The organism is Pantoea sp. AS142 (genome assembly GCF_037152305.1).
Lineage (GTDB): Bacteria > Pseudomonadota > Gammaproteobacteria > Enterobacterales > Enterobacteriaceae > Pantoea.
On the sequence record NZ_JBBCMO010000005.1, the window covers coordinates 1 to 25,597 of the forward strand.

The window sequence follows — 25,597 nt, forward strand, 5'->3', positions numbered from 1 at the left end:
GCGAGCGGCCTCATGAATCCCTGAATAACCTGACGCCGGAAGAATATCGGCTGATGGCTGAGAAACCGGAAATCTCAAAAAGTGTGTGGAACTAAAACGGGTCTGTTTACAATACCAGCTTTCATATCTAAACCAATACAGCGAAGGCTGATGCTCTGAACGTCGATACTTTTTCAGCGCTAAAAGGCACAGGGCGTTGTAGCTCTGATCTGGATAACGCTGTTTGAGCTGTTCAAATAGAGTCTTAACACTGATGAAGCGTTCTGTATCGGACCGGCGCGCGAGTTGCTCATTACGCAATTGCTGAATGGAATCGTCGAAACTCATGGCTTGTTTTTGTACTGCAATCCTGGGGGGTCAGATAAGGCTGTCTTAATGATTGAATCTGGATGGCTGTCAGGCTTTTCGAAAAAGGAAATCAGGTTTCTGGCAACCGGCCAGCCAGACATTTAAACCCACACTACTTACGTCACCCAGCCATTCACTTACGTCACCCACTACATCACCTGATTCGCGCCCAAAGAAAAAGGAGTCAGACGATTTCTCATCTAACTCCTTGTTTTATTTGGTGGCCCCTGCTGGGTTTGAACCAGCGACCAAGCGATTATGAGTCCGAAAATGTTTTTCATTAAATCAATAAGTTACTGATTTTATTGCATTGTTGAGTGGCATATAGTGACATATAGTATCAAGTAGTGACATCCTCTGCTGCCATTTTGCTGCCAATTTTCTCTCACAGCCTCTCAAGGGGGTTGAGGTTGATAGCTTCAAAAAGATGATCAGGTGCAAAGTGAGAATAGCGCATTGTCACCTTAATATCGGTATGACCTAAAATGCGCTGTAGCACCAAAATATTTCCGCCGTTCATCATAAAGTGAGAGGCAAAAGTGTGGCGTAGTACATGTGTTAACTGACCCGCTGGCGTTTCGATTTCGGCCCTCTTGAGTGCTGAACGGAAGGCTGCATAGCATGAATTAAAAAGGGGTTTTGCTTTTCTGCTTGTTGGTAGCTCTGCTATTAATGCTTCGCTTATCGGAATCGCTCTGTTTTTCTTCCCTTTAGTCTTCGTGAAAATTACTTTTCCTGCTCTGATTTGGTTGCCCTTCAGTGTTTCAGCTTCTCCCCAGCGCGCGCCCGTAGCTAGACATAGCTTAACTACAGTGAGTAAATCTTTCGATGTGCTTGCCTCGCATTCTCTCAGTAATGCCCTAATCTCTTCGTCTGTAAGGTAGGCCATTTCAGATTCAGCAATTTTATATTCTCGAACGTTATCTAAAGGGTTAGGTGCTTGCCATTCGTCTAACCGTCTAAGCTCATTAAATACTGCTCGAAAATAAGCCAGTTCAAGATTGACCGTTCGCGGTGTCACAGTTTTCACACGAGATGATCGAGTGATTTTCCCGGATAGGCGTTGCTCACGATAAGAGGAGAAAATACGAGCATTGAATTCTGATGCAAGCGGATTTCCCATAGCTTTGCAGGCAAACTCCATCGCGTCTTTCCGCTTTTGGCCGTCTGTTAAGGTTATGCCATGTGCCCCGTACCATGTATTAACCAAGTCGAATACGGTGCGTTTATCGGTTTTTTCACCGAGCCAGGGCTTATCTTGAGCCTGATCTTTGATGTGCTTTTCAAAAGATAAGGCTTCGCCTTTTGTCGCAAACTGGCGGCGTATTCTCTTGCCATCTCGTCCGTTGGGAAAAACTTGTGCCTGCCATTTGCCATTAGGTAATTTGCTTACGGCCATGCGCTTTAGACTTGCTCCGTTTTAAATGTGACTTTACCCAAAACTGAAATGTCATCAGGTGAGCAGTCAAAGGATGCGGGGCCATTTTCAACACGCATTTTTTTGCCAGGAAGGCGATAAAGCCTCTTAATGCTCACTAAGCCATCAATATCTATCAACCACATTCCGTCCGTAATCTCATTTCTAGCCCCTTCAACTAAGTAAATCGCGTTGTCAATCTCAACTAAAAACGGTTCAGAGATGCTTTGGGGTATCAATTTGGAATCGTAATAAACAAAACTCTCACTCTCGAAAAACCCATTTGTGATCTTTTTTAATCTCAATTGATTGGCGGTATTGGTTGATGCAGGAGCTTCTGGTGATCCCTGTCCTGTAGCGAGCCACAGCAATGAAGTGCCAGTATCAAGGTGACATGCAATAAGCCAATCATGTGGAAAAGTGTCGCGCATCCAGCGATTTGCCATTGTGCTCTGTGAGATGCCTAAGTGGTTGCATAAGGCTTGGCGTGTCGAGAACTGATACGCCTCCATTAGGCGGGTGATTGCCTCTCTTCCGCCGCTTTGGGATGGGTAAAGATGCTGGTTTGTCTCTTCTGGGGTTTTATTAGTGTTTGACATGTTTTATTTGAGATCCTATCATCGCATTTGTGGTGTTTGACATATAGCGACATTTAGTGACATCCAACTACCAAAAAGGAATCTTGCATCATGAAAAGTGATTTTTCAATGCGACCAAATCTCAACTTCGTAATTGCTGAGCCGTTCATCTCTCTGGATGAATACTGCCGCCGCACCGGAATCTGTAAGCGAACCGCGCGTAAGATGTGTCAAGAAAACCGCCTGCCAATCAGGAAGAAAGAGGGCGTGAATTCTCTTATTGAGGTGAACATGCTGGCTTTGATTGTTGAGGCAGCGTCTGATTATCACATCTCAATGTCGGCCTGATAAAACCATATTGAGACATCTAAAAGGAATTGGCATGTTTGATTTTCGTGTTTCCACCCAAACTCATTTTGAAGACGCTTGCCGCAAGTTCGCGCTGACTCACAACATGAACGAGCTGGCTAAGCGAGCGGAAATGAAGGTCCAGACTCTGCGCAACAAGCTGAACCCGGATCAGGTTCACAAGCTGACTGTTGAAGAAATGCTACTGCTGACTGATTTGACAGAAGACGCAACGCTGATTGATGGGGCGCTGGCTCAGTTAAGCTGCTTGCCTTGTGTTCCAGTAAATGAGCACGCTTCAGAGAAGTTTACAGCTTATGTTCTAAATGCTTCCGCCCAGGTTGGAACCCTTGCGGCCAGTGCTGCAAATCACGCAAGCATTACCACCTCATGCCGTCGCGGGATTGTTGAAGCAGCTAATACCGGCATTCGCTGCATGATGCTGGCGGCTCTCGCTGTTCAGAGTCGCGTTCACTCTAACCCTGCACTGTCAGGTACTGCTGATGTTTTAAGCGGTATCGGTGCATCTATCGGGATGGTCTGAGATATGGCTTTTTCAGTGGCTCCGCTTCTGAAGCGGCAAAGCCCGTCCCACGCATACGGTCACGGCTGGATTGCGGCAGATAAGGGCAGGCGCTGGCATCCGGCAATTTCACAGGCCGAACTGCTGGCAGAGTTAACCGGTAAGAGGAAAGAATCATGGGTTACAAAGCTGAGAGTATCACTGTTCAGATGAATGCGGGTCAGCGCGCAAGTGCGCTTAATCATATCTCTGCACTTCGCACCATGATGTACGGCGATTGCAGCCACGAACTGAAACGCTTTATCGCAGACATGCGTAATAAGCGCGATCACCAGGCTGAACAGAATGGCCGCGCACTGAGCGCAATTTACTTCCTGGCAAATATTAGCAAAGAACGTCACGGCGTTGATTTCAGTGAACTGACGAGTGACGAAGTAACGGCGCTGATTGGCGCGATGAATCACTTAAAGGCAGTCGTGAGTTTATTTCCAAAGAATCTGACGTTACCTAATTAATTAACCCGAACAAATTAAATGGCGTAAACCCGCCGGGCATTCTTATGCCCGAATTCAGGAGAAAGATAAATGCGAAATATCCAGAACCGTAATTTTAAAGCTGACGACGACGCGCTTAATGCCCTGCTGAGCAAGGCCAAAACTGAGCAGCGTTCTGATGATGCGCTGTCCGTTTCAATCCGCCTTGTAGCGCTGGCAGTTCATGCCAGGCAGAAAGAAATGTCAGCTGTGGAAATCATTGAGCTGTTGGCCAAAGAGGCAGAACGCTTCGAGAACTTAGCGCAGGAGCTGCACTAATGGCCGACGCAATGGACAGGGTGCAGCAGCACGTCACCGAAGAGCTGGCGCGCAACATCACCAGGGCCACGCAGCGTAAGCCGCTGCCGTCGGCGTTCTTCTGTGAGTCGTGCGGGGCAGATATTCCGCAAAAGCGCCGGGAAATCCTTCCCGGCGTGTGCTTCTGCGTCACCTGTCAGGACATTAACGAGCGCATGGCAGCGCATTACAGGAAGGGTGAGTAAATGATACGTAAGAAGCTGGCCTCTCAGCAGGCTGCGATATGGCTGCGTGAAAACCGCGTCATTATTGATACCGAAACAACCGGCCTCGGCCCGGAGGCGGAAATCGTTGAGATTGCCGCTATCAACTGCGCTGGTCGCGTGCTGCTTAACACTTTTGTCAGACCACGCTCTGCCATTCCGGCAGAAGCAAGCGCCATTCACGGCATCACTGATGAAATGGTGTCTGGCGCGCCGCGCTGGCCGGAGGTGATGGGGAAACTGGCAAGCGTCATCGGTGATAAAAAGTTCCTCGCTTACAACGCGGATTTTGATTCCCGCCTGCTGCGTCAAACCAGTGAGCAGACCTTTGGCAGCAACGCCCGATTGTTCACGCCGCTTGTCTGCTGGCACGAGTGCGCCATGCTGCTGTATGCCGACTACCGCGACAAGCCGGGCCGGGACGGACGCAGTGCGAAGTGGCACAGGCTGGAAGATGCCGGAAAGTACGAAGGGGTGAACCGCCTCGGGAGCGCGCACCGCGCCATGTCAGACTGCCTGATGACGCTGGGAATTATTGAAAAGATGGCGCGGGGTGGCGGCAATGAATAAAACCATCCTGAAATGGGCCGGCAGCAAGTCCGGCCTGATGCCTGAGCTGATTAAGCATCTGCCCGCCGGTGATCGTCTGGTTGAGCCGTTTGCCGGTTCCTGTGCGGTCATGATGAATACGGATTACCCGGCTTATCTGGTGGCCGACGTAAATCCCGATCTGATTAACCTGTATCGACAGGTTAAAGAGCATACGCGCCCGTTTATCGTGCTGGCGGCATCGCTCTTTCATCAGAATAAAACGGAAGAGAGTTATAAGCAGGTCCGCGAAGAATTCAACTTCAACGCAGCGCTGCCACTGCTGGAGCGCGCCGCGCAATTCCTCTACCTGAACCGCCATGGCTACCGTGGACTTTGCCGCTATAACAAGCGCGGTGAATTCAATATCCCATACGGCAATTATAAAGAGCCATATTTCCCGCTGGCCGAAATTGAGGCGTTTGCCGCAAAGGCTCAACGCGCGACGTTTGAATGTCAGGGCTATAGCGAAACACTGAGCATGGTCCGTGCTGGTGATGTCGTTTACTGCGATCCGCCTTATCACGGCACATTCACCGCTTATCACACCGATGGATTCAGCGACGATGATCAGCACTCGCTGGCCTGCATCCTGTTGGGTATCTCTGAGCTTAACCCGGTCATCGTTTCAAACAGCGATAACCTGTTTACCCGCAGTATATTCCGCGAATTTGAACTAACAAAAATCAGCGCTTCCCGCTCTGTTGGCGTGGCTGCCGGTGAAGGCAAGCGCGCATCCGAAATCATCGCAGTGCGTCACATGAGTCTGGCGGTGTAATGACTCAGGCTTATGCATATCCGTGGAATGCCCCTAAAGCGGCAATAAATCCAAAAATGGACCCGGCGGAAGTTGCGCCGGTTTCCGCGCTTTCAAACCTAATCGCTCTCTATGCTACGGATAACGAGCAGGAGCAGCTGCGCCGTGAGGCAGTGAGCGATCAGGTCTGGGACCGCTACTTTTTCAATGAGTCCCGCGATCCTGTCCAGCGCGAAATTGTGCAGGACAGAATTATCAGCCGGGCAAAGATGGCCCGCGAACAGCAGCAACACAATCCCGATCTGATTATCGTGGCCGATGTCAGCGCCCAGCCTTCGCACATCAGCAAGCCACTCATGGAGCGCGTTAAGTTTTTCCACAATCTCGGCAGGCCGCAGGCTTATTCCCGCTACCTGCGCGAAACCATCCGCCCCTGCCTTGAGAGGCTGGCCCGCGTGCGGGAAAGCCAGATTTCAGCCTCTTTCCGTTTTATGGCCGGTCACGACGGGCTGGACGGCCTGCTGGCGTTGCCAGAAATGAGCCAGAATCAGGTCAAGCGTTTATCAACGCTGGTAGCAGCGCACATGAGCATGTGCCTTGATAAAGCCAGCGGCCACCTGTTCGTCAGTGACGACGTGACGCCGGAGCAGGTCCGCCAGGCATGGGAGGCTGTTGCAGCGGAAGCGATGCGCCTGGACATTATCCCCCCGGCCTTTGAGCAGCTGCGCCGCAAAAAGCGCCGCCGCAAGCCTGTGCCTTATGATCTGATTCCGCCATCGCTGGCCCGTATGCTCTGCGCGGACTGGTGGTATCGCAAGTTATGGCAACTGCGTTGTGAATGGCGTGAAGAGCAGCTGCGTGCTGTCTGCCTGGTCAACAAGAAAGCGTCCCCCTACGTCAGCTTTGAAGCGGTGATCCATAAGCGGGAGCAGCGCCGGAAGTCTCTGGAGTTCTTCCGCTCACATGAGCTGGTCAGCGATGAAGGCGATACGCTGGATATGGAAGATGTTGTAAATGCCAGCAACAGCAATCCCGCTAACCGCCGCCTAGAAATGATGGCCTGTGTTAAGGGGTTGGAGCTTATCGCGGAAATGCGCGGCGACTGCGCCGTGTTTTACACCATCACCTGCCCGTCACGTTTTCACGCAACGCTTAACAACGGCAGGCCCAATCCTAAATGGACCACGGCAACGGTTCGCCAGAGCAGTGATTATCTGGTCGATACGTTTGCCGCCTTCCGCAAAGCCATGCACAAAACCGGTATGCGCTGGTATGGCGTGCGGGTTGCTGAGCCACATCACGACGGCACCGTACACTGGCACCTGTTGTGCTTTATGCGCAAAAAAGAGCGCCGTTCAGTCACGGCTCTGCTAAAAAAGTTCGCCATTCGGGAAGCCCGCGAAGAGCTTGGCGGCAATACAGAGCCGCGATTTAAAGCGGTGCTTATCGATCCGCGCGAGGGAACGCCGACCAGCTACATCGCTAAATACGTCAGTAAAAATATTGATGGCCGTGGCCTGTCTGATGAAATCAGTGCAGAAACCGGAAAATCACTGCGTGATAACACGGAGAACGTGGGCGCGTGGGCGTCACTTCACCGTGTTCAGCAGTTTCGTTTCTTTGGCATTCCGGGCCGCCAGGCTTACCGGGAGCTGCGCGTGCTTGCCCGTCAGGCGTTAAGGAATCAGAGCGATAAAAAAGCCGGTGCGCCGGTGCTTGAAAATGCGCAGCTGGATGCGGTGCTGGCCGCTGCAGATGCGGGCTGCTTTGCCACCTACATTACGAAACAGGGCGGCGTACTGGTTCCGCGCAAGCATCACATCGTAAGAACTGCCTACGAGCTTAACGACGAGCCAACCCCTTACGGCGACCACGGCACCCGCATTTATGGCATCTGGTCCCCATTAGTGGCAGGCCGCATCTGCACGCACGCAACGAAATGGAAAATGGTTCGTAAGGCCGTTGACGTTCAGGAGGCGACAGCCGACCAGGGCGCTAGCGCCCCTTGGACTCGTGGCAATAACTGTCCCCCTGATGAAAAACTGAACATTTCAGGGGGCAATCCTGTATCAGTTGAACCTGCAGAGCCGGGCGAAGTTGCTATTTATGGTCCGGCTGATTTCGAGAACATGACCAGAAAGCAGCGCCGGGATCTGCTGGCGCGTCTGCGGGTGGTGAAACCGCGCCAGAAGCAGGGTTATAAGCAGGAAATTGACGACAATCAGCGGGCGTTTCTGGTTGCAGAACTGCGGGTGAGGGGATTTACCGGGGAAGAAAGGGAAATAAACCTGCTTCTGTCCGGGGGTAGCCTTGATTCCGGGGCAGGCATGCGCATTTTTTACAGTAATGGACGGCTGCAGGAGGATGATAAATGGAGTCGATGGATCTAGCCTTAATCGCATCCAGGTGGTGTAAATGGATAAAAATCAAGGGCTAGACAAAGCACATGTTTCGGCAAAAAATCAGAAAACGGCCTATTGATCGTAAAAAATAATTTCACATTTGAAAACTGATAATATACTGTATGTATAACCAGTTGTTGATTGTGCGGAGGGAATATGCAGGATTTTTTTTTAGAGTCAATGAAGTTGCAGCGTATTGATTTTTTTATAAAACTTGTCGCTGCAAGCGATTGTTCAGAGGAAGAAAAACGGTTAGCGATTCAGTGGGTTTCTGAGCTTACTGACGAGCTGATGCGCAAGGTTAGAAATCACGAATACGCCCGTTCCATGGAAGTTTCAAAATAGTAAGAGCATCGGGAGATTGTTCAGGCTAAGATGTGAAAAGATAAAAATTCAATAAAAGCAAGAACTTATGTGGTTGTATGCGTAAATGTTGTTGTCAGAGTAAAGCTGAGAAGGCATTAGATTCTATAAAGAAACTATAAGGAGCAGCAGGATAACTGGATTAGCTGTAGCAGGTGAAAAGATAAGGCGATGACTATATATAGAACACATCCATGATGTTTTAACCATATGTAGTGCTTGGTGTGTTTTATACAAAAATATCTTTCTTGTTATTTCATATGGATATAAGAAATTTATTTTACATTTGTTATATTCATAGAGATGCCAAGGATTGAGCGTTAACCTTTTCTTATTTTGGCAGTTTTTTATAAGTTAATAGGTTCCAAAAAATGTCAAAAAATTCACAGCCTGCAGCTTCACAGCCTGCGCAAGTTTCTTTTCCCGGTTACTTTCCTTCTGGCGTTCCACCAAAAGAGGCAAAAGAAGCATCCGGGGAGTTTTATCGCTTAACTAGAGCTAAACCTCCGGGAAAAGATTGTTTCCTTAACATGCATGATGAAAACCCCAAAAGAATGAGCCGTTTCAAAGGTCTTCTCTTGAAGTGTTGTTATGGGGTCTCAATGTATACAGAAGAACAATCGCTGATTAATGCATTCGACAAATTTCCCGAAGGGGTAGGTGAACGTTTCATAGCGAAAGGAACGCTTGATACTGCTGACGGTGCGATGATGAAGACAGGAGCTCCTGATTCTACTCATTACACTATTTGGCTTAGTACAGATGCTGAGATTCATCAAAAGTTCTCTTGCATCAGAGGGCTAGTGAAATGAGTAACATTTTTCTTGCAGATACTCTTTTAGGCACACTTTACATAAAAAACGTGTATGAGTTTTTTGAAGGGCCTAAACTGTTTTCTGTAACTAATGAAGTGGATGGTTTGTTTGTTGTCTATTGGATTGGTGATGAAGAAGATTTCGATAAGTGGATAGTACTGCCCATTTCAAAAGGACGCTTAGAACACCTCGAACGTAAAAGAATAGACATCAATAGTTTGCTTATGTATCAGGAGCAAAGTTTTTGCTTCCAGCTAAATATACCATATGATGATAGCCAAAAGCATGTTTTTAACAGATTAAATGCTGATGATTTCAAAAGTTCAATAAAGTTTCCGAAAGTGGGTTTGTATATTAGCTCTGTAATACCGATGTTGCCAACTGGCAAGCTAGGTTCGAGTATTGAGTTTTCAACACATGAGATCCATGTTGAGAAAACTGCCTCATCTAAAGAACCGCTAGTATTAAAAGGTGTTTCAAAGCTATTTGAATGTTTTAATGATCTTTATTCATCAATTATGAATTCTTTAGATGAAAAGGATATAATGCGGCCTGTATCTGGACGCCCTGGTTCATTTGTTTTGTCTTTTCAGGCAGATAAGATGCATCAGGTTGAACCACTGCTTAAGAGCTTGAATGAATTGATAATATCTCGGGGAGATATCGTTAGTTTCATTAAAAGAACTAAGATCGATGTTCAGGTGCTTTCTGCACTTTTTGAAAATATAATTGAAACAAGCTCAAGTTTTGAACTTAAAAGTAACACCACAGACGAATTGGTTTTGGTAGTAAGAAAAAATGACGCAGAGTTTTACAATGGCGTATTAGCAAAAATGTCTGCACAGGTGGTAGGCGGCTATCAAGTGCCTCAAGCTAATTTAATTGATCAGGTTTTCAAAATAGTTGAATTAAAATGGCAAGATAAGCATCTTAATTTAATTAGCACAGGCTTGGATGATAGGCATATTTTATACTATATTCATGCTGCTAAAATATTAGGGTTTATTAATAGTAATGGCTCTGTTTCTGCTCTGGGGCAGCAGGTTGCTGAATCAGACCATGATAAACGGTTAAGAATTGCAGCACGTAGTTTTGAATCTAGCCATTGCGGCTGGGCTTGGATCACTTGGAGTCAGGCCAAGAACCTTTCAGAGCTTGATCCCAGTACAGCAGAGGCTTTCTTACTCGATAAATGTTTATCATTGAGTGTTAAAACCATGCAAAGAAGAGCCTCTACATTAAGAAAATGGGTAGAGGCACTAAAACCATCTTACCAAGAGCAATGATGGAAGAAAGTTAGAGACATAGATAGGATCAAAGCAATAAAGCGAAGCATATGACTTCCCGGTACATCAGTCCGCTCTGAGATTACAGCTTTTCATGTGAGTGCATGTCTATGCTGCATGAATCTGCATGATCCCTGAAGGATCGTTTATGCCCCGGCCCGCCAGTAATGGCGGGCTTTTGCTTATGTCATGCAGCTGCATGAAAATCACTGCATGAAGCGGGCAGGCGTGGCGGGGCTACGAGCGCGCGCTGCAGGTGCCAGGTGGTCAGAAAGGGCCGCAATTTCCGGGCCGCTGGCGCGTCGCTGATGTGTGGCTGAGTCTGGAGGGGTAAAAAGATAGCACCTCGCAGAATGCCGCTGGGGCGGTCTGGCGGGTGGTAATGTGACAGAGATGGGTTTATGGTTAGGTCAGGATCTCAGCGCAGGGAATTGGGATGGACACGACAGAGCAGTTAAACGGAACGTATTTCTATGGCGGGCTGACCAATCTGAGTGCAGGAGAATTGTTCTTCTGGATTATGGTTGATGTGACTGCAGAGCACTTTACCGGAGCGAAAGATGTCATCGCTGGAGCTGCAATCTATGCTGGCAGCAATCAAATTGCAGTCAAAGGTAAACTTGGGGGAGCAACCAAAGGTACAAGCTATGCATCGATATATTCCCGGAAGTTGCTCAAAGAAATAATGTTACCTTTCAAGTTGCCGACATGGATTCATTCCCCTAAACCCGGCAACCCATTCAGGATAAAGCAGCTAATGACGCAACGACTGGCGACTTTTGCCGGACGTACTATCCCTGTGGTCGGATGGGTCGTACTAGCCACTGATGTAGCCCAAATTAGTTACCAGGCTATGGTTCAGTACAACAGGATCGTAAGTAAAGAGGATAAGATATGGTAACTGCGGATATTGAGCAGGCTGTTTTCGATCTTGTTGAATCATATAATGGTCGAAGTTTATTTACTTTACGCCGTTTTAAGCTGCGCCATGATACCGATCTCAATAAAGATTTTCGCATGGACCCACTGGATGCTTATGATCTGATGGAGCAATTCGCTGAAAAATTCGATATTGAACCCTCCGATATTAACTTCACTTATTATTTTCCCGATTATGGTGATGCGCCGGAACCACTTACTATTCAGCTACTGATTGATTCTGCAATAGCCGGGAAATGGTTAGGTAAAAAATAAGCGCCCTTAGGCGCTTAACCTCACTCAGAATCGTTGCTATTTAAGTCGAGACTGTAGGGTGCGAAGCGGATCACCTCTTCGCCCAGCCAGCTGTTCAGTTCCTCAAATCGTTTTTGCAGCGGCATCAGTTCATTGCGTACGAACACGCGGCTGGCCTTTTCAACGTCACCGAAACCGCCCGTGTTGTTCGGAATGATCCCCATCATCTGCGGTGGCACGCGGTGCGCTGCCATCATGTCATCGCGGCTCACGTTCTTGATGTTCAGGAACTCATCTTTAGCCGCCACCTCTGACAGCGGGATGATCTGAATCCCGTCTTTCTTCCCGTTGGGTGAATACATAAACAGGTTACGGAAGTTTCCCGGACCCTTCGCGCTCTTCATCGCTTTGCGGATGTTGTCCACATCCTCCTGATTCTGCGCGGCGTCGGTCATGTACATGATGAAACCGGCGTGGCTGCCGTTGAGGTAATACTTGCGGCGGAACAGCGTAGCCGACTCATTCAGCAGCGTTGACGGGATAGCGGACAGGTATTCCGGCAGGCCGTAAATCTCCTGATTAAGGTCCGGCTCCATCAGGTGAAAAACGCTGCCCGGCGTGAACTGGTAGGGCTGCGTGGTCAGGCCGTACTGCGCAAACCAGTAGGTGTCCAGGTCAGTGCCGCGCCGGGTGAATTTCGCCAGCGACGGCTCAAGTGCAATCACGCCGCCCAGGCGGTTAGTTCGCTTTTCAAGATAGGCGTTGCCGAATACCAGATAGTCCTGGATAAAGCGGCTGAACGCCTGACCGCTGAGCAGCCGGTGCGGGATAAACGTGCTGGTCAGGATGTTGCGCTTCACGTTCAGCGGTGAGCTGTGATGCACGGCGGCGCGGAACGTGCGCGCCAGCCCGTCAAAACTCACCGGAGGCTCATACCACCTGTCCAGCACAACGCATTCCACGTAGTCCAGCAGTTCGCGGCGGTCCAGTACCGGGATCGGGTCGCCAAAGGTGAATGCTTCCGCCGCCGGGCCGCCGGTCATCTGCTCCTGCACGGGCTGCGTGCGCGTGGGGTTCCTGCGTTTGCTCATTTAAAAAATCTCCATGATGTTGCGTGTGTGGGCGGATTCACCCTGCAGCGGTTCGTTTGCCAGCGCGTGCATGGCCGCCCAGGCTAAGTCCGCGTGGCTGGCTTCTTCGCTGCGGCTGGCTTCGTAGGTCGGGCGGTTGCCGCTGGCCGTGGTGGCGCGGCGGATTGCCATAAATGACTGCGCGATGTCGAGGTGTCCGGCGTCGAACTCAAGCCGCCCGCCGCTGATGATGTCGAACGCCTTAAGCACCAGGGCGTTTTTCACGGTCGGGTTGTAGACGAACTCTTTCACCGCCGGGAAAAACGCTTTTACGTTTTCATAAACCCCCAGGCCAACGCCGGTGGAGTCGATGCCGATATAGGTCACGTTATACTGCTGCGTCAGTTTTTTAATGGACTCAGCCTGCGCCCGGAAGTCCATCCCGCGCCACTGATGCCGCTCAAGGATGCGGAACTTACCGCCCGGCACGGCGGGCGGAGCCATGACCACGCACCCGGCGCTGTCGCCGTTCTGCGTGCCCTTCGCCGGGTCGTACCCGATCCAGACTTCACGCCAGCCGAACGGACGCAGCGCCAGTGCTTCGAAATCGTCTTTCCACACTTCCCAGCTGTCCACCATGCATTTCTGCAGCAGCTGCAACGGGAATACGGACGCGAGGTCATCCACGAATTCACACATCAGCAGGTTCTGGTATTCCGGCGGGCTGTATTCCAGGCGCAGCTGGTCGAGGTCAAACAGGTTACAGCCGCCGCGCACCGCATCCTCAACGGTGACAATCTGGCGGAACTGGCCGTCATCGCAGAAGCGGCCCGGCGACAGGTTCGGGTGCGTCAGGTCGATGTCTACGCGGTCCGCCTTCGCGCGGCCCCGGTTAAAGAGCGCGCCGGACCAGAACGGATAGGCGCTGTGCGTCAGGCTGGACGGCGTGGAGAAATAGGTCTGCCGCCACTTCTTATGCAGCGCCATGCCGGACGCCACCTTGCGCAGTTCCTGAAACTTCGGGATCCAGAAATATTCATCCAGGTAAAGATTGCCGTGATAGCTCTGTGCGGTGCGGGCGTTGGTGCCTAAAAAGTACAGGCACGCGCCGTTACTCAGCGTCATCGGGTCGCCCTTAAGTTCAACGTCCGCCTCTTTGGCGAATTCGATGATGTACTGCTTAAAGACGTGCGCCTGCGCCTTGCTGGCCGACAGAAAAATCTGGTTGCGCCCGGTGGTCAGCGCATCGATCAGCGCCTCGCGGGCAAAGTAAAACGTCGCACCAATCTGGCGGGATTTAAGCACGTTGCGGATGCGGTGCTTATTACCGGCTTCCCACCACTGGCGCTGATACCCGAACATCGAGCTGTGGAAGATTTCCTGCAGTTTCTCAATCTGTTCGTCGGTAAACAGGTTTTTAATCGGTGCTGCCCGCGGGCCTTTGTTGCGGTTTTCCACGTTGGGGTTCAGGTCGGCTTCATTGCCGCCGTTATTGAATTTCCCGATCCGGGCGTGGCGCTCTGACTGCCGGGCCAGCAGGTCGATTTCTTTATAGTCCTTTCCTTCCTTCGTCTCCTTCATAACCAGCTGGCAGTAGCGTGCGGCGGTGGTCAGCTGCATCTGATCCAGCGGGCCATAGTCGCCCCACCTGTCGCGCTTTTTCCAGCTGTGAACGGTTGCGGGTTTCTCTCCCAGCATTTCAGCAATGCGGGCGATGCGGTATCCCTGAAAGTACAGCAGCAAAGCCTGCCTGCGGGGATCGAGGTCTTCGGGGGCGGGTGTCATGTTCATGCAGCCAAAATACGGCCCCGTCGCCGCCTTTTCTGCTGCCCCTCATTGTGTGGTAAGCCGCACAACGTCCGCGCGTTGTTTCACTACCCCCCTCGCCGCAAACATAGGGCCTCAGAGCGATTTATCACAACGGAGCCTGGACAATGGCAAAGAAAGCAAAGCGTTTCCGTATCGGGGTGGAAGGTGCCACCACGGATGGGCGCACCATCGAGCGCAGCTGGCTTGAGCAGATGGCGGCAAATTACGATCCGGCTGTTTATACCGCCGTCATCAACATGGAACACATCAAGGGCTACACGCCGGACAGTCCGTTCCGCCGGTTCGGTGTCGTTGATGCGCTGGACACGGAAGAAATCAAAGACGGAATGCTGAAAGGCAAGCTGGGGCTTTTTGCCACGATTTCCCCGTCGGATGATCTGATCGATATGACCGGCAAAATGCAGAAGCTGTTCACGTCGATGGAAATCAGCCTGAAGTTTGCCGATACCGACGCACCTTATCTGGTTGGTCTGGCCGTCACTGACGACCCGGCAAGCCTCGGCACCGAAATGCTGGCCTTCAGTGCCAGAGCGGAGCAGAACCCGCTGGCAAACCGCAAGCAGCACCCGGAAAACCTGTTCAGCGCCGCGACCGAAACGGTGATCGAGCTGGAAGACGTGCCGGAGGAAAAGCCCGCCCTGTTTACCCGTATCAAAGCCATGTTTGCAAAGCAGCAGCAGACCGATGCCGCCCGCTTCAGCGACGTGCATCAGGCGGTTGAGCTGATTGCCAGCGAACAGCAGCAGTACGGCTCCCGCACCGACAAGGCGCTGCAGGAGCAGACCGAACGCCTGAGCAGGCTGGAAGCGGACCTGCAGACGCGCGTCCTTGAGTTTGACGCTCAGAAAGCTGATTTCAGTGAGCTGAAAGAGCAGCTGGAGCGCGAAGACGGCCGCAAAGATTTCCGCCAGCGCACGCCGGGTGGCAACGCGCCAGCCGGACACCTGACCAACTGCTAAAGGAGCAGTAAACCCCATGAAAAAGAATACCCGTTTTGCCTTCAACGCCTTTCTGGTGCAGCTGGCGCGCGTTTACAAAGTTGAGCAGGAAGAGCTGCACGGCAAGTTCAGCGTGGAGCCGTCCGTGGCGCAGACGCTGGAAGATACCATCCAGCAGTCCACTGCCTTTCTGACCCTGATTAACGTGATCGGCGTAACCGATCAGTCAGGTCAGCTGCTGGGACTCGGCGTCGGCAGCACCATCGCAGGCACCACCGATACCGGTTCCAAAGAGCGTGAGCCGACGGACCCGACGGATATGTCGGACATCAGCTACAAGTGCGAGCAGACCAACTTCGATACGGCCATCACCTACGCGAAGCTGGACCTGTGGGCGAAGTTTCAGGACTTCCAGACCCGCATCCGCGACGCCATCGTGAAACGTCAGGCGCTGGACCGCATCATGATCGGCTTCAACGGCGTGAAGCGTGAAAAGACCTCTGACCGCGTTAAAAACCCGCTGCTGCAGGACGTGAATAAAGGCTGGCTGCAGAAGGTCCGCGAAGATGCGCCGGATAACGTCATGGGCAGCACCACCAAAGAAGGCGCAACTACCGCCGCGCCGGTGAAGGTCGGCAAGGGCGGAGCCTATGCCAACCTGGACGCGCTGGTGATGGATGCGGTGAACGAGCTTATCGATCCCATCTTCCAGGACGACGACGAACTGGTGGTGATCTGCGGACGTGAGCTGCTGTCTGACAAGTATTTCCCGCTGGTCAACAGCGATCAGGCCAACACCGAAAAGCTGGCCGCTGACCTGATTATCAGCCAGAAACGCATGGGCGGCCTGCAGGCGGTGCGCGCGCCGTACTTCCCGGCAAACGCCGTACTGATCACCCGTCTGGATAACCTGTCCATCTACTGGCAGGAAGATTCCCGCCGCCGTTCGCTGATTGATAATCCGAAGCGTGACCGCATCGAAAACTTTGAGTCGGTCAACGAGGCGTACGTGGTGGAGGATTACCGCTGCGCGGCGCTGATCGAGAATATCGAAATCGTGGCCGCCGCTGCTGCTGCGCAGTCAGCCGGTGCAGAGGGTTAATCCATGAGCCTGAGTCCCGCACGGCAGCACCGTCAGCGCGTCCAGGCTGAACAGGCCGCCCGTCAGGGCGGCAGTGTTCGCCACGCCAGCGGCTATGAGCTGATGCTCATGCAGCTGAATGAAGACCGCCGCCGCCTCAAGGGCATTCAGTCCACCGTGAAGAAGGCGGAAATCAAGGTGGAAGTCCTGCCGAAATACGTTGCCTGGGTGGACGGTGTGCTGGCCGCTGATGGCGCGCAGCAGGACGACGTACTGATGTACGTGATGCTCTGGCGCATTGACGCCGGTGACTATGCCGGTGCGCTCATGATTGGCCGCCATGCGCTCAGGCACGGCTGGGGAATGCCGCAGGGCTTTAACCGCAACGTGCAGACGCTGCTGGCCGAAGAAATGGCCGACGCCGCAAAAAATGCCCTTCAGGCAAAAAATACCTTCGACTCCGCACTGCTGCTGCAGACGCTTGATGCGATTGGCGATCGGGATATGCCCGATCAGTCGCGTGCGCGCCTGCATAAGTCCATCGGCTGGGTGCTGCGTGAAAGCCAGCCCGTTTCTGCGCTGAACCATCTGCAGCAGGCCATGCAGCTTGATGAACGCTGCGGTGTGAAAAAAGACATAGAGCAGCTGGAGCGGAAAATCCGTAACGCCAGCTGATAACCGGACGTGCCCACGCGCGGGGCGGCACGGGGTGGCGACAGGCAGCGCCGCATCAAAACCCCGTCCACCGCCCACCTATTCAGGAGTAACAGAGCAATGGAATTTATCGCGCCACAGAAGGCGACGGCAGCGCCGGACATTATCCCCAACAACTCATTCTGGCCGGACGTTGATCTGGCGAAGTTCCGCAGCGTGATGCGCGTTGACGGCACCGTAACGCCGGAGCGTCTGCGTCAGGTGGTGCTGACCGCCATGGCGGAGGTTAACGCGGAGCTTTATCCGTGGCGTGAGCGGCAGGAGCTGGCCGGGCGTAACAGCCTGGCTGACGTTCCGGCTGAGAAGCTGGCCGGTGTGAGCGTGCGGCTGCATCACTATGAAAATGCGGTGTGGTGCTGGACCCGCGCGGTGCTGAACGAGCGTTATCAGGACTTTGACGCCACCGCGACAGCGGTTAAGCGCGGCGAAGAACTGAGTGATGCCAGCGGCAATCTCTGGCGCGATGCGCGCTGGGCCGTCAGCCGCGTGCAGGACATGCCGCACTGCACCATGGAGCTTATCTGATGAAAGTACGTGCGCAGCAGTATGACACGGTGGACGCACTCTGCTGGCGTCACTACGGGCGCACGCAGGGCATGACGGAGCAGGTGCTGCAGGCAAATCCGGGGCTGGCGGAGCACGGCCCCCTCTTACCGCACGGGCTGGAGGTGGAGTTGCCGGACGTGACAGCGACGGCCACCGTGCAGGCCGTCCAGCTTTGGGACTGAATCATGTGGGAAAAAATCAGCACCTTTTTAACCTGGTGCATTGCGGTGGTGATGGCGTGGCTGGGCGGCATGGACCTGAAAGACGTGTCCACCGTGGCCGGTGTATTAATCGGCCTGCTGATGGCGCTTATCAGCTGGTACTACAAACACAAAACCTATCAGCTGCTGGCAAGCGGGCGCATTACGCGGGGGGAATATGAATCTGCAGACCGTTAAACGCTGCGCCGTGGGTGTGGTGCTGGCACTGGCCGCCACGATGCCAGGCTTTCAGCAGCTGCACACCTCCGTGGAGGGGCTGCGGCTGATTGCCGACTATGAGGGCTGCCGCCTGCAGCCGTACCAGTGCAGCGCGGGAAAGTGGACCGACGGGATCGGCAACACGTCCGGTGTGGTGCCGGGTAAGTCCATCACGGAACGGCAGGCGGCGGGGAATTTCATCACCAACGTGTTACGCACCGAGGCGGCACTGGCGCGCTGCGTGGCGGTTTCCATGCCGCAGCAGGTTTATGACGCGCTGGTGTCGCTGGCATTCAACGTGGGAACCGGCAACGTATGCGGCTCCACCATGGTGGCGCTGCTGAAAAAGGGCCAGTGGCGCGAGGCGTGTTACCAGCTGCCGCGCTGGGTGTACGTGAAAGGCGAATTCAATCAGGGGCTGGATAACCGGCGCGGACGTGAACTGGCCTGGTGCCTTAAAGGAGTCTGAAATGCAGATGGTTAAAAAATGGTGGTTTACGGCGTTACTCACCGTCCTGCTGACGCTGGTCAGCATCAGTCACGGCAGCTTTGCGGGCTATCCGCTGGCGGCCCTGCTGTGGGCTGACTTCTTCGCCTGGGCCGTTATCGGGTTTTCCGGCCTGTACGCCTGCGCCCTGACCGGCGGCGAACGTAAGCGGGTGTTTGCGTGGCTGCTGCGGTTTGCGCAGCTGGCTGACCGCGTGCCGCTCAGGTGGTATCACCGCGTATTTATTGCGGTGGTGATGTGGGACACGGGCTGGAAGCTGGCGGCATTTGCCGGTATTCATGCAGTTTTTTACCGCCGAATGATCAGGTCCGAACTTGAACGGGCGGCGGCATGACGCGTGCACTGGCAGTCATTGTGCTGATCCTGCTGCTTATTGCCGGGGTGCAGTCTTACCGGCTGAGCAGCGCCCACGGCAGGATTGATGCGCAGCAGACCACGATTGAGGGACAGAGCAAAAAACTGAGCCAGAAAAACAGCCAGCTGATTGCCCTGAACATCCTGACGCAGAACAGCAGCCAGGCGCAGACGCAGCTTTACGCCGCCGCCGAACGCAACGGCCAGTTGCTGCGCGAACGGCAGCGAAAAATTGAGGAACTGAAACGTGAAAATGAAGACCTGCGCCGCTGGAGTGATACTGCTTTGCCTGATCCTGTTGTCCGGCTGCGCCAGCGACCGGCCCTCGCAGGAGGTGAATCTTACCGTAAGTGGCTGTCCGAAAATCACCCGCTGCCAGCTGGACCCGGCAGCGCCGCGCACTAACGGCGACCTTCTGGCCCTGCTGGACGAAACCGAGGCCGCCTGGGCGGCGTGCGCGGATAAGGTAGACACCATCATCAGCTGTCAGGAAAAAGACGATGAACAAGCCGCAGTCCTTACGCAGCGCCCTGAATAAGTCCGTTCAGTATGTGGCCGACAACCCGGACCGCCTGCACCTGTTCGTGGACAGCGGCCAGCTGGTCGCCACGTCCGCCGCGTCCCTGTCGTGGGAGTATCGCTACACCCTGAACGTCGTGATCACCGACTTTACCGGCGACCAGAACCTGCTGATGGCCCCGGTACTTTTGTGGCTGCGGGAAAACCAGCCCGACGCGCTGCAGAACAGCGAGGCGCGCGAAAGGCTGTTTTCGTTTGAGGTCGATATTCTGGGGAATGACCGCTGCGACATCAGCATGGATCTGAAGCTGACCGAGCGCGTGGTGGCAACGGCGGTAGACGGGAAAATCAGCATTGAGGCGGTGTCCGAGCCGGACGCGCCGGAGGAAGTCTGGACGGTGAAACGTGGCTGAACTGCATGAAGTGGACGCCTGGCTGGCGGCGCTGCTCTCACAGCTGGAGCCTGCCGCCCGGAAAAAGATGCTGCGCGAGGTGGCGCGCGACGTGCGCCGCATTCAGCAGGGAAACATCACCGCACAGCGTTCCCCGGACGGCACCGCATGGGAGCCGCGCCGCATCAGCGCCCGCAGCAAAAAGGGGCGCATCCGTCGCGGCATGTTTGCGAAGCTGAAAACGGCAAAGTACCTGAAGGCGCAGGCAGGCGCGGACGCCGCTGAGGTTGCCTTTGTTCCGGGGGTGCAGAAGCTGGCGCGCGTCCATCACTTCGGCCTGCGGGACCGGGTAAGCCGTCGCGGCCCGGTGGTGAAATATGCGGAACGCCCATTGCTGGGCGTCAATAATAATGTTGAAATTTCGGTACGAGAAACGCTTTTACAGTGGCTTGCAGGTCAAGTAAGGTAAAACTTTGCGCGTTCTGCCTGCTGCTGGTTATATTTATCAATTGATAACTTTAAAGCGGCGTCCAAAAACAACGCTATTGCAAACCAATACATTAGAAACAATATCGGGGCGAAAAATATGACTAATTTAAATGCACCATAATGCACCTTGACAATCCATTCTTTAATTTCTTCTTCTTCACTCTTGAAAGTGGTTGCTGTACATAACTTATAAACAAGCTCTGTCGATATTTTAAATTCTGAAGCAATGTTATCATAAGTTTTTGACCTGCAGGTTTCAGGTGTGATTGTCCAGCTTTTTCTGTCAGGAGAAGATGCCTTATTTAAGGAGATGAGAAAATCCTCATTAGTTGAGGTTAATTTTAATAACGCCCATCCTTTTGGGGATTCATGGTAAGTCTCACTCACTAAATACGTGACCCAGCCAGCCCCTGAAAAAACAGTCAGACCAAGAATTAAAGTGAACGCATATGTAACTTTATCATAAGGCTTAAATTCTTTTAGTTTTGCGCGAGAAAGAGACATTCTCAGTATTAACGGCGGAATGCCACAATCCTTAAAATAACTAGCATTTTCTTTCAGTGGTGAGTTTAATTTCCTTATTACAGTTATCACCATAGTTAATAGCGTAGGTAACAAAGCTATTAACCAAGGAGCATTTAATATTGCACTAACACTTGTTTGGTTTTCCATCGACTAAGTTCTCCATTGAAAAAATATTACTTGTGTCAACCCTCACACAAACTGCGAGATATGGGATATCTGGAATTATTAGATTAGCTTTATGTTTATGAACACACAACTCACCGAAATTATGCGCCTTATCACCAACCTGATCCGCACCGGCACCGTGTCCGAAGTGGATCCGGTGAACTGGCTGTGCCGGGTGAAAACGGGCGACCTCGAAACCAACTGGATTAACTGGCTCACCCTGCGCGCCGGTAACACCCGCACATGGTGGAAGCCCACCGTCGGGGAACAGGTGGTGCTGCTGAGCCTGGGCGGTAATCTTGAAACCGCCTTTGCGCTGCCCGCCATTTATTCCGAAGCCTTTCCGCCGCCCGACTATTCAGAAGACGGCACCACTACCGTGTTCAAGGACGGCGGCTGGTTTCAGTACGAGCCGCAAACCGGCCAGCTGCTGATAAAGAATATCAAAAGCGTGCGCATTGAAGCAGCAGACGGTATTCAGCTGATCACCGACGCGCTGGGGATAGAGGCCAGCCAGACCCGAATTAACAGTGACACCACGATGAACGGTGATGTGATTCACGGTGGCGGTTCAATGAGTTCTAACGGCGTAATTGCTGATAAGCACTTACATGACGGGGTGAAGAAAGGCAGCGATATGTCAGGAGGCCCGCAATGATGTATCTCGGCATGAACCGCGACACCGGCGAAGCCATTACCGACATCGAACACATCCGGCAGAGCGTGCGCGACATCCTGATCACCCCGGAAGGCAGCCGCATTGCCCGGCGTGGTTATGGTTCGATGTTGTCCGCGATGATTGACTGGCCGCAGAACGACGCCACCGAACTGCAGGTAATGGCCGCCACCTATACCGCACTGAGCCGCTGGGAGCCACGCATCCGGCTGGCGTCGGTAAACATCACGCGCAATGCGGACGGCTCTATGCAGGTTGATCTTAGCGGTCAGCGCGCCGACGGCTCACCGCTTTCTATGACGGTTTCAACGGGGGTAAACAGTGGCGGTAATTGATCTTTCCCAGCTGCCCGCGCCGCAGATTATTGAGGTGCCGGACTTTGAATCGCTGCTGGCAGAGCGCAAAGAGGCGCTGATTGCGCTTTATCCGGCGGATGAACAGGCCGCCATGCGCCGCGTGCTGGCGCTGGAGTCTGAGCCGGTGGTTAAAAGCCTGCAGGAGAACGTCTACAGGGAAATCCTGCTGCGCCAGCGCATTAACGAGGCAGCACAGGCGGTCATGGTGGCTTACGCCATCGGCAGCGATCTGGACCAGCTGGCCGCCCGCAGTAACGTGCAGCGCCTGACCGTGACCCCTGCTGACCCGGACGCGGTGCCGCCGGTGGATGCGGTAATGGAATCGGACGACGCGCTGCGCGTGCGCGTGCCGGAGGCGTTTGAGGGGCTGAGCGTGGCCGGGCCGACGGGTGCGTATGAGTTTCACGCAAAAAGCGCCGATGGCCGGGTGCAGGACGTGTCCGCCATCAGCCCGTCACCGGCGACGGTGCTGATCACCGTCCTGAGCCGCGAAGGCGACGGCACGGCGGCAGCGGACTTGCTGACCACAGTGAACACCGCGCTGAACGCAGACAGCGTGCGCCCGGTGGCTGACCGCGTGACGGTTCAGGGAGCAGCTATCCGCAGCTACAGCGTGAAGGCCAGGCTGCACCTGTTCGACGGCGTGGCCGCCGGTCCCTGCCTTGAGGCGGCAAACGCGAATCTGGCTGCTTACCTGACCGAGCAGAAAAAGCTGGGGCGCAGCGTGCGGCGTGAGTCCTGCGGGGCGGTGATGCGCGTGGCCGGTGTGGACTGGGTGGAAATCACCGAACCGGCGCAGGACATCATCATGGACCGCACGCAGGCGGGCTACTGCACCGGCACGGACATTTCCGTGGCGGGCGATCAGGGGGTGACATGAGCAACAGCAGCCTGATGCCGCCCGGTTCGTCTGCGCTGGAGCGCCGCCTGGCAGAAGCCTGCAGCGGCATTTCCGGGCTGAGCGTGCCGCTGCGCGATCTGTGGAATCCGGCCACCTGCCCGGCGGGCTTCCTGCCTTATCTGGCCTGGGCGTTTTCGGTGGACCGCTGGGACGAAAGCTGGGCGGAGAGCGTCAAGCGGCAGGTGGTGAGCGATGCGTTTTACATTCATCAGCACAAAGGCACCATCAGCGCCATCCGCCGCGTGGTGGAGCCGTTCGGCTTCCTGATCCGGGTTATTGAGTGGTGGAACAACAATGAGCCGCCCGGCACGTTCCGCCTGGACATTGGCGTGCAGGACCAGGGCATTACGGAAGAAACCTACACGGAACTGGAGCGGCTGATAAGCGACGCGAAACCGTGCAGCCGTCACCTGCTGGGGATGTCCATCAACCTGCAGAGTGGCGGGACGTTATTTACCGGCGCGGGCAGCTATGACGGCGACGATCTCACCGTCTACCCCTACACCCCGGACATTATCTCCGTCGGCGGCCAGAGCTACACGGGCGCGGCGGTTCACGTTATCGACCTGATGGAAGTGGGACCATGACAAAATTTTATGCCATCGTGACCAGCACCGGCGCGGCAAAGATTGCCAACGCCGTGTCGCTCGGCACAAAACTGAATATCACGCACATGGCCGTGGGCGACGGCGGCGGCACGCTGCCGACGCCGAACGCCAGCCAGACGAAGCTGGTTAACGAGGTGCGCCGCGCCGCGCTTAATTCGCTGACGGTGGACGCGGCCAACAGCAGCCAGATTATTGCAGAGCAGGTCATCCCGGAAACCGAGGGCGGATTCTGGATCCGGGAAATGGGGCTGTTTGACGGTGACGGCACGCTGATTGCCGTGTGCAACACCGCCGAAACCTACAAGCCGCAGCTGCAGGAGGGAAGCGGGCGCACACAGCGGCTGCGCATGATCATCATCGTGAGCAGCACCGACGCCGTGACGCTGAAGGTGGACCCGTCCGTGGTGCTGGCAACGCGGCAGTATACGGACGAGCGGGTGGTTGAGGTACGCCAGTACGCTGACGGCCTGCTGGCCGAACATCAGAAGGCCGCTGATCCCCATACTCAGTACGCGCCGAAAGCCAGCCCGGTGCTGACCGGTACACCGAAAGCGCCCACGGCAGCGGCGGGTAACAACTCCACCCAGCTGGCAACCACTGAATTTGTGCAGGCGGCGCTGGCCGCGCTGGCAGGCGGTGCGCCCGCTGCGCTTGATACGCTGAAGGAGCTGGCCGACGCGCTGGGCGGGGATGCTAACTTTTCCGCCACAGTCCTTAATAAGCTGGCCGGGAAAATGGATATAGCGAAAAACGGTTCAGACATCGCCGACGTGTCTGCTTTCCTGAAAAATCTGGGGCTGGGTGACGGTTCGGCGCTGCCGGTCGGCGTGCCGGTGCCGTGGCCTGCAGCAACCCCGCCCACTGGCTGGCTTAAGTGTAACGGTGCAGCGTTTGCAGCGGCCACCTACCCGAAGCTGGCTAAAGCCTTTCCCTCTCTGGTGCTGCCGGACCTGCGGGGGGAATTTATCCGCGGCTGGGACGACGGGCGGGGTGTGGACAGCGGGCGCAGTTTACTTTCCATTCAGGCAGCGTCAGCAGGCAGTTTTATTGCAAGTTCGAATCCTATCAAAGTTCTGGCAAATGAGAACGGAACACCCGTCATGGATTTCTTCACGTTAGCCGGTGAGACATTTAATGACGAGCCGTCTTCGGTTTATAAGACGATTAACGTGACTGCGGGTGACAGTCGCCCGCGCAACGTGGCGTTTAACTACATTGTGAGGGCCGCATAATGACCGAAGAAATAAACGTAACGCTGGATGGTGACGGACTGGCGCAGGCGTCAGGCAGCCTGACCGTGTACAGCTTTGCCCCTGAAACGGGTCTGTTTACCGGCAGCTGCCAGGAGTTTCTGGCAAAGGGCGTCGGCATCCCCGCGCATTCAACCGGTATGGCTCCGCCCGCAGACGTGCCGGGGAAAGTCTGCGTATTCCGTGACGGGGGCTGGCAGCAGGTGGCCGACCATCGCGGGGAAACGGTCTACAGCACCGAAACCGGCGAAGCCGTGACCGTCACGCTGCCGGGCGACTATCCCGGCGGCACCACCCCGCAGAAGCCCGCAACGGCTTTTGATAAATGGGGCGGTGAAAAGTGGGTGACCGACAGCGATGCACAGCAGCAGTCGCGGCTTGACGCGGCGGCCAGCGAAAAAGCGGCGCGCGTGAGCGAGGCAAACGGCATCACCCAGGCATGGCAGACGCAGCTGCTGTTAGGCATCATCACCGATGCGGATAAGGCCACGCTTACCGCCTGGATGAAGTACGTGCAGGCTGTGCAGGCCACCGACGTGTCAGGCGCGCCGGATATAAGCTGGCCCGCAAAACCGCAGTAACCATCAGGCCCGCTACGGGCCTT

37 protein-coding genes and 1 pseudogene are annotated in these 25,597 nt (G+C 54.2%); 33 read left to right on the plus strand and 5 right to left on the minus strand.

The genetic code is table 11. The features are described 5' to 3' along the window. A pseudogene (locus WFO64_RS10870) lies at window positions 1–95 on the plus strand (integrase); the annotation flags it as partial. Window positions 96–733: 638 nt separating this feature from the next. On the opposite strand, the gene WFO64_RS10875 reads toward WFO64_RS10870, so the two are convergent. Together WFO64_RS10875 and WFO64_RS10880 are read right to left on the minus strand one after the other, a co-directional pair. Beyond that, window positions 734–1,747 carry a phage integrase gene (locus WFO64_RS10875; RefSeq protein ID WP_337011547.1) on the minus strand — a complete coding sequence of 338 codons (1,014 nt, stop codon included), beginning with the start codon at window positions 1,745–1,747 and terminating at the stop codon, window positions 734–736. Window positions 1,748–1,752: 5 nt separating this feature from the next. Further along, on the minus strand, window positions 1,753–2,364 hold the full coding sequence (locus tag WFO64_RS10880) for a phage repressor protein CI (protein ID WP_337011549.1): 612 nt from the start codon (window positions 2,362–2,364) through the stop codon (window positions 1,753–1,755). Between the two features lie 90 nt (window positions 2,365–2,454). Here WFO64_RS10880 and WFO64_RS10885 point away from each other — a divergent pair, with 90 nt between their 5' ends. From WFO64_RS10885 to WFO64_RS10950, 14 genes are all read left to right on the plus strand, one after another. After that, complete coding sequence (locus WFO64_RS10885) at window positions 2,455–2,691, plus strand: regulator (RefSeq protein ID WP_337011551.1); 237 nt, start codon at window positions 2,455–2,457, stop codon at window positions 2,689–2,691. A gap of 34 nt (window positions 2,692–2,725) precedes the next feature. Continuing rightward, window positions 2,726–3,235 carry a phage regulatory CII family protein gene (locus WFO64_RS10890; protein WP_337011553.1) on the plus strand — a complete coding sequence of 170 codons (510 nt, stop codon included), beginning with the start codon at window positions 2,726–2,728 and terminating at the stop codon, window positions 3,233–3,235. A gap of 3 nt (window positions 3,236–3,238) precedes the next feature. Further along, the gene (locus WFO64_RS10895; protein ID WP_074399313.1) at window positions 3,239–3,427 is read left to right on the plus strand and encodes a phage filamentation protein Fil family protein; all 189 of its coding nucleotides are present in this window, start codon (window positions 3,239–3,241) and stop codon (window positions 3,425–3,427) included. Further along, window positions 3,391–3,729, plus strand: a complete 339-nt coding sequence (locus WFO64_RS10900; RefSeq protein ID WP_337011556.1) for a DUF5347 family protein — start codon at window positions 3,391–3,393, stop codon at window positions 3,727–3,729. Before WFO64_RS10895 ends, WFO64_RS10900 begins: the two co-directional genes overlap by 37 nt. A gap of 69 nt (window positions 3,730–3,798) precedes the next feature. Beyond that, window positions 3,799–4,026, plus strand: a complete 228-nt coding sequence (locus tag WFO64_RS10905) for a DUF2732 family protein (RefSeq protein ID WP_337011558.1) — start codon at window positions 3,799–3,801, stop codon at window positions 4,024–4,026. Continuing rightward, a complete protein-coding gene (locus WFO64_RS10910; RefSeq protein ID WP_337011561.1) occupies window positions 4,026–4,250 on the plus strand; it encodes a TraR/DksA C4-type zinc finger protein in 225 nt (74 codons plus the stop codon). The genes WFO64_RS10905 and WFO64_RS10910 overlap by 1 nt, the downstream gene beginning before the upstream one ends. Further along, window positions 4,251–4,838, plus strand: coding sequence for a 3'-5' exonuclease (locus WFO64_RS10915; RefSeq protein WP_337011563.1), 588 nt, complete (start codon window positions 4,251–4,253; stop codon window positions 4,836–4,838). Further along, window positions 4,831–5,634 (plus strand): DNA adenine methylase, encoded by an 804-nt coding sequence (locus WFO64_RS10920; protein WP_337011565.1) that lies wholly within the window; start codon window positions 4,831–4,833, stop codon window positions 5,632–5,634. Before WFO64_RS10915 ends, WFO64_RS10920 begins: the two co-directional genes overlap by 8 nt. Next, window positions 5,634–8,003 carry a replication endonuclease gene (locus WFO64_RS10925; RefSeq protein ID WP_337011567.1) on the plus strand — a complete coding sequence of 790 codons (2,370 nt, stop codon included), beginning with the start codon at window positions 5,634–5,636 and terminating at the stop codon, window positions 8,001–8,003. Before WFO64_RS10920 ends, WFO64_RS10925 begins: the two co-directional genes overlap by 1 nt. Before the next feature lie 168 nt (window positions 8,004–8,171). After that, window positions 8,172–8,360 (plus strand): hypothetical protein, encoded by a 189-nt coding sequence (locus WFO64_RS10930; RefSeq protein WP_337011569.1) that lies wholly within the window; start codon window positions 8,172–8,174, stop codon window positions 8,358–8,360. Window positions 8,361–8,749: 389 nt separating this feature from the next. After that, window positions 8,750–9,190: a hypothetical protein gene (locus WFO64_RS10935; protein WP_337011571.1), complete on the plus strand. Its 441-nt coding sequence runs from the start codon at window positions 8,750–8,752 to the stop codon at window positions 9,188–9,190. Further along, window positions 9,187–10,479 carry a DUF6575 domain-containing protein gene (locus tag WFO64_RS10940; RefSeq protein ID WP_337011573.1) on the plus strand — a complete coding sequence of 431 codons (1,293 nt, stop codon included), beginning with the start codon at window positions 9,187–9,189 and terminating at the stop codon, window positions 10,477–10,479. Before WFO64_RS10935 ends, WFO64_RS10940 begins: the two co-directional genes overlap by 4 nt. Window positions 10,480–10,915: 436 nt before the next feature. After that, window positions 10,916–11,380, plus strand: coding sequence for an STM2901 family protein (locus tag WFO64_RS10945; protein ID WP_337011575.1), 465 nt, complete (start codon window positions 10,916–10,918; stop codon window positions 11,378–11,380). Beyond that, a complete protein-coding gene (locus WFO64_RS10950) occupies window positions 11,374–11,673 on the plus strand; it encodes a DUF1493 family protein (protein ID WP_337011577.1) in 300 nt (99 codons plus the stop codon). Before WFO64_RS10945 ends, WFO64_RS10950 begins: the two co-directional genes overlap by 7 nt. Window positions 11,674–11,693: 20 nt before the next feature. Here the strand turns inward: WFO64_RS10950 and WFO64_RS10955 are convergent, their stop codons facing one another. Further along, window positions 11,694–12,743, minus strand: coding sequence for a phage portal protein (locus WFO64_RS10955; protein ID WP_337011579.1), 1,050 nt, complete (start codon window positions 12,741–12,743; stop codon window positions 11,694–11,696). Then, window positions 12,744–14,513 (minus strand): terminase ATPase subunit family protein, encoded by a 1,770-nt coding sequence (locus tag WFO64_RS10960; RefSeq protein WP_337011581.1) that lies wholly within the window; start codon window positions 14,511–14,513, stop codon window positions 12,744–12,746. 143 nt (window positions 14,514–14,656) lie between these two features. Between WFO64_RS10960 and WFO64_RS10965 the strand changes: the two genes are divergently transcribed. The 12 genes from WFO64_RS10965 (at window position 14,657) to WFO64_RS11020 (ending at window position 20,492) form a co-directional block, all read left to right on the plus strand. Continuing rightward, window positions 14,657–15,511: a GPO family capsid scaffolding protein gene (locus WFO64_RS10965; RefSeq protein ID WP_337011583.1), complete on the plus strand. Its 855-nt coding sequence runs from the start codon at window positions 14,657–14,659 to the stop codon at window positions 15,509–15,511. 16 nt (window positions 15,512–15,527) lie between these two features. Beyond that, complete coding sequence (locus tag WFO64_RS10970; protein WP_337011585.1) at window positions 15,528–16,592, plus strand: phage major capsid protein, P2 family; 1,065 nt, start codon at window positions 15,528–15,530, stop codon at window positions 16,590–16,592. Window positions 16,593–16,595: 3 nt separating this feature from the next. Beyond that, entirely contained in the window at window positions 16,596–17,246 is a 651-nt protein-coding gene (locus tag WFO64_RS10975) for a phage terminase small subunit (protein ID WP_313611550.1), read from the plus strand. A 99-nt stretch (window positions 17,247–17,345) separates the two neighbouring features. Beyond that, a complete protein-coding gene (locus tag WFO64_RS10980) occupies window positions 17,346–17,810 on the plus strand; it encodes a head completion/stabilization protein (protein ID WP_337011590.1) in 465 nt (154 codons plus the stop codon). Then, window positions 17,810–18,013: a tail protein X gene (locus WFO64_RS10985; protein ID WP_033786650.1), complete on the plus strand. Its 204-nt coding sequence runs from the start codon at window positions 17,810–17,812 to the stop codon at window positions 18,011–18,013. The genes WFO64_RS10980 and WFO64_RS10985 overlap by 1 nt, the downstream gene beginning before the upstream one ends. Window positions 18,014–18,016: 3 nt before the next feature. Beyond that, on the plus strand, window positions 18,017–18,229 hold the full coding sequence (locus tag WFO64_RS10990) for an HP1 family phage holin (RefSeq protein ID WP_442956147.1): 213 nt from the start codon (window positions 18,017–18,019) through the stop codon (window positions 18,227–18,229). Next, window positions 18,210–18,719, plus strand: a complete 510-nt coding sequence (locus WFO64_RS10995) for a lysozyme (protein WP_337011592.1) — start codon at window positions 18,210–18,212, stop codon at window positions 18,717–18,719. The genes WFO64_RS10990 and WFO64_RS10995 overlap by 20 nt, the downstream gene beginning before the upstream one ends. Before the next feature lies 1 nt (window position 18,720). Beyond that, entirely contained in the window at window positions 18,721–19,092 is a 372-nt protein-coding gene (locus tag WFO64_RS11000; RefSeq protein WP_337011594.1) for a DNZ54_00345 family protein, read from the plus strand. Continuing rightward, a complete protein-coding gene (gene lysB / locus WFO64_RS11005) occupies window positions 19,089–19,517 on the plus strand; it encodes an Rz-like lysis system protein LysB (RefSeq protein WP_337011596.1) in 429 nt (142 codons plus the stop codon). The genes WFO64_RS11000 and lysB overlap by 4 nt, the downstream gene beginning before the upstream one ends. Then, window positions 19,411–19,650, plus strand: coding sequence for an Rz1-like lysis system protein LysC (gene lysC, locus WFO64_RS11010; RefSeq protein ID WP_337011598.1), 240 nt, complete (start codon window positions 19,411–19,413; stop codon window positions 19,648–19,650). Before lysB ends, lysC begins: the two co-directional genes overlap by 107 nt. After that, window positions 19,613–20,044, plus strand: a complete 432-nt coding sequence (locus WFO64_RS11015) for a phage tail protein (protein ID WP_337011600.1) — start codon at window positions 19,613–19,615, stop codon at window positions 20,042–20,044. The genes lysC and WFO64_RS11015 overlap by 38 nt, the downstream gene beginning before the upstream one ends. Then, window positions 20,037–20,492, plus strand: coding sequence for a phage virion morphogenesis protein (locus WFO64_RS11020; protein WP_337011602.1), 456 nt, complete (start codon window positions 20,037–20,039; stop codon window positions 20,490–20,492). The genes WFO64_RS11015 and WFO64_RS11020 overlap by 8 nt, the downstream gene beginning before the upstream one ends. On the opposite strand, the gene WFO64_RS11025 is transcribed toward WFO64_RS11020, so the two are convergent. Continuing rightward, the gene (locus WFO64_RS11025; RefSeq protein WP_123809969.1) at window positions 20,480–21,184 is read right to left on the minus strand and encodes a DUF6216 family protein; all 705 of its coding nucleotides are present in this window, start codon (window positions 21,182–21,184) and stop codon (window positions 20,480–20,482) included. The two genes, WFO64_RS11020 and WFO64_RS11025, sit on opposite strands and share 13 nt — an antisense overlap. Before the next feature lie 97 nt (window positions 21,185–21,281). Between WFO64_RS11025 and WFO64_RS11030 the strand changes: the two genes are divergently transcribed. The 6 genes from WFO64_RS11030 to WFO64_RS11055 are packed head-to-tail and all read left to right on the plus strand — an operon-like array spanning window position 21,282 to window position 25,574. Next, window positions 21,282–21,860 carry a phage baseplate assembly protein V gene (locus WFO64_RS11030; RefSeq protein WP_337011609.1) on the plus strand — a complete coding sequence of 193 codons (579 nt, stop codon included), beginning with the start codon at window positions 21,282–21,284 and terminating at the stop codon, window positions 21,858–21,860. Then, complete coding sequence (locus WFO64_RS11035) at window positions 21,857–22,213, plus strand: GPW/gp25 family protein (RefSeq protein WP_313611540.1); 357 nt, start codon at window positions 21,857–21,859, stop codon at window positions 22,211–22,213. The genes WFO64_RS11030 and WFO64_RS11035 overlap by 4 nt, the downstream gene beginning before the upstream one ends. After that, complete coding sequence (locus WFO64_RS11040; RefSeq protein ID WP_337011612.1) at window positions 22,200–23,114, plus strand: baseplate J/gp47 family protein; 915 nt, start codon at window positions 22,200–22,202, stop codon at window positions 23,112–23,114. Before WFO64_RS11035 ends, WFO64_RS11040 begins: the two co-directional genes overlap by 14 nt. Next, window positions 23,111–23,722: a phage tail protein I gene (locus WFO64_RS11045; RefSeq protein WP_337011614.1), complete on the plus strand. Its 612-nt coding sequence runs from the start codon at window positions 23,111–23,113 to the stop codon at window positions 23,720–23,722. The genes WFO64_RS11040 and WFO64_RS11045 overlap by 4 nt, the downstream gene beginning before the upstream one ends. After that, window positions 23,719–24,975, plus strand: a complete 1,257-nt coding sequence (locus WFO64_RS11050; RefSeq protein WP_337011616.1) for a phage tail-collar fiber domain-containing protein — start codon at window positions 23,719–23,721, stop codon at window positions 24,973–24,975. Before WFO64_RS11045 ends, WFO64_RS11050 begins: the two co-directional genes overlap by 4 nt. Then, window positions 24,975–25,574: a tail fiber assembly protein gene (locus WFO64_RS11055; RefSeq protein WP_061063401.1), complete on the plus strand. Its 600-nt coding sequence runs from the start codon at window positions 24,975–24,977 to the stop codon at window positions 25,572–25,574. The genes WFO64_RS11050 and WFO64_RS11055 overlap by 1 nt, the downstream gene beginning before the upstream one ends. Window positions 25,575–25,597 lie beyond the last annotated feature (23 nt).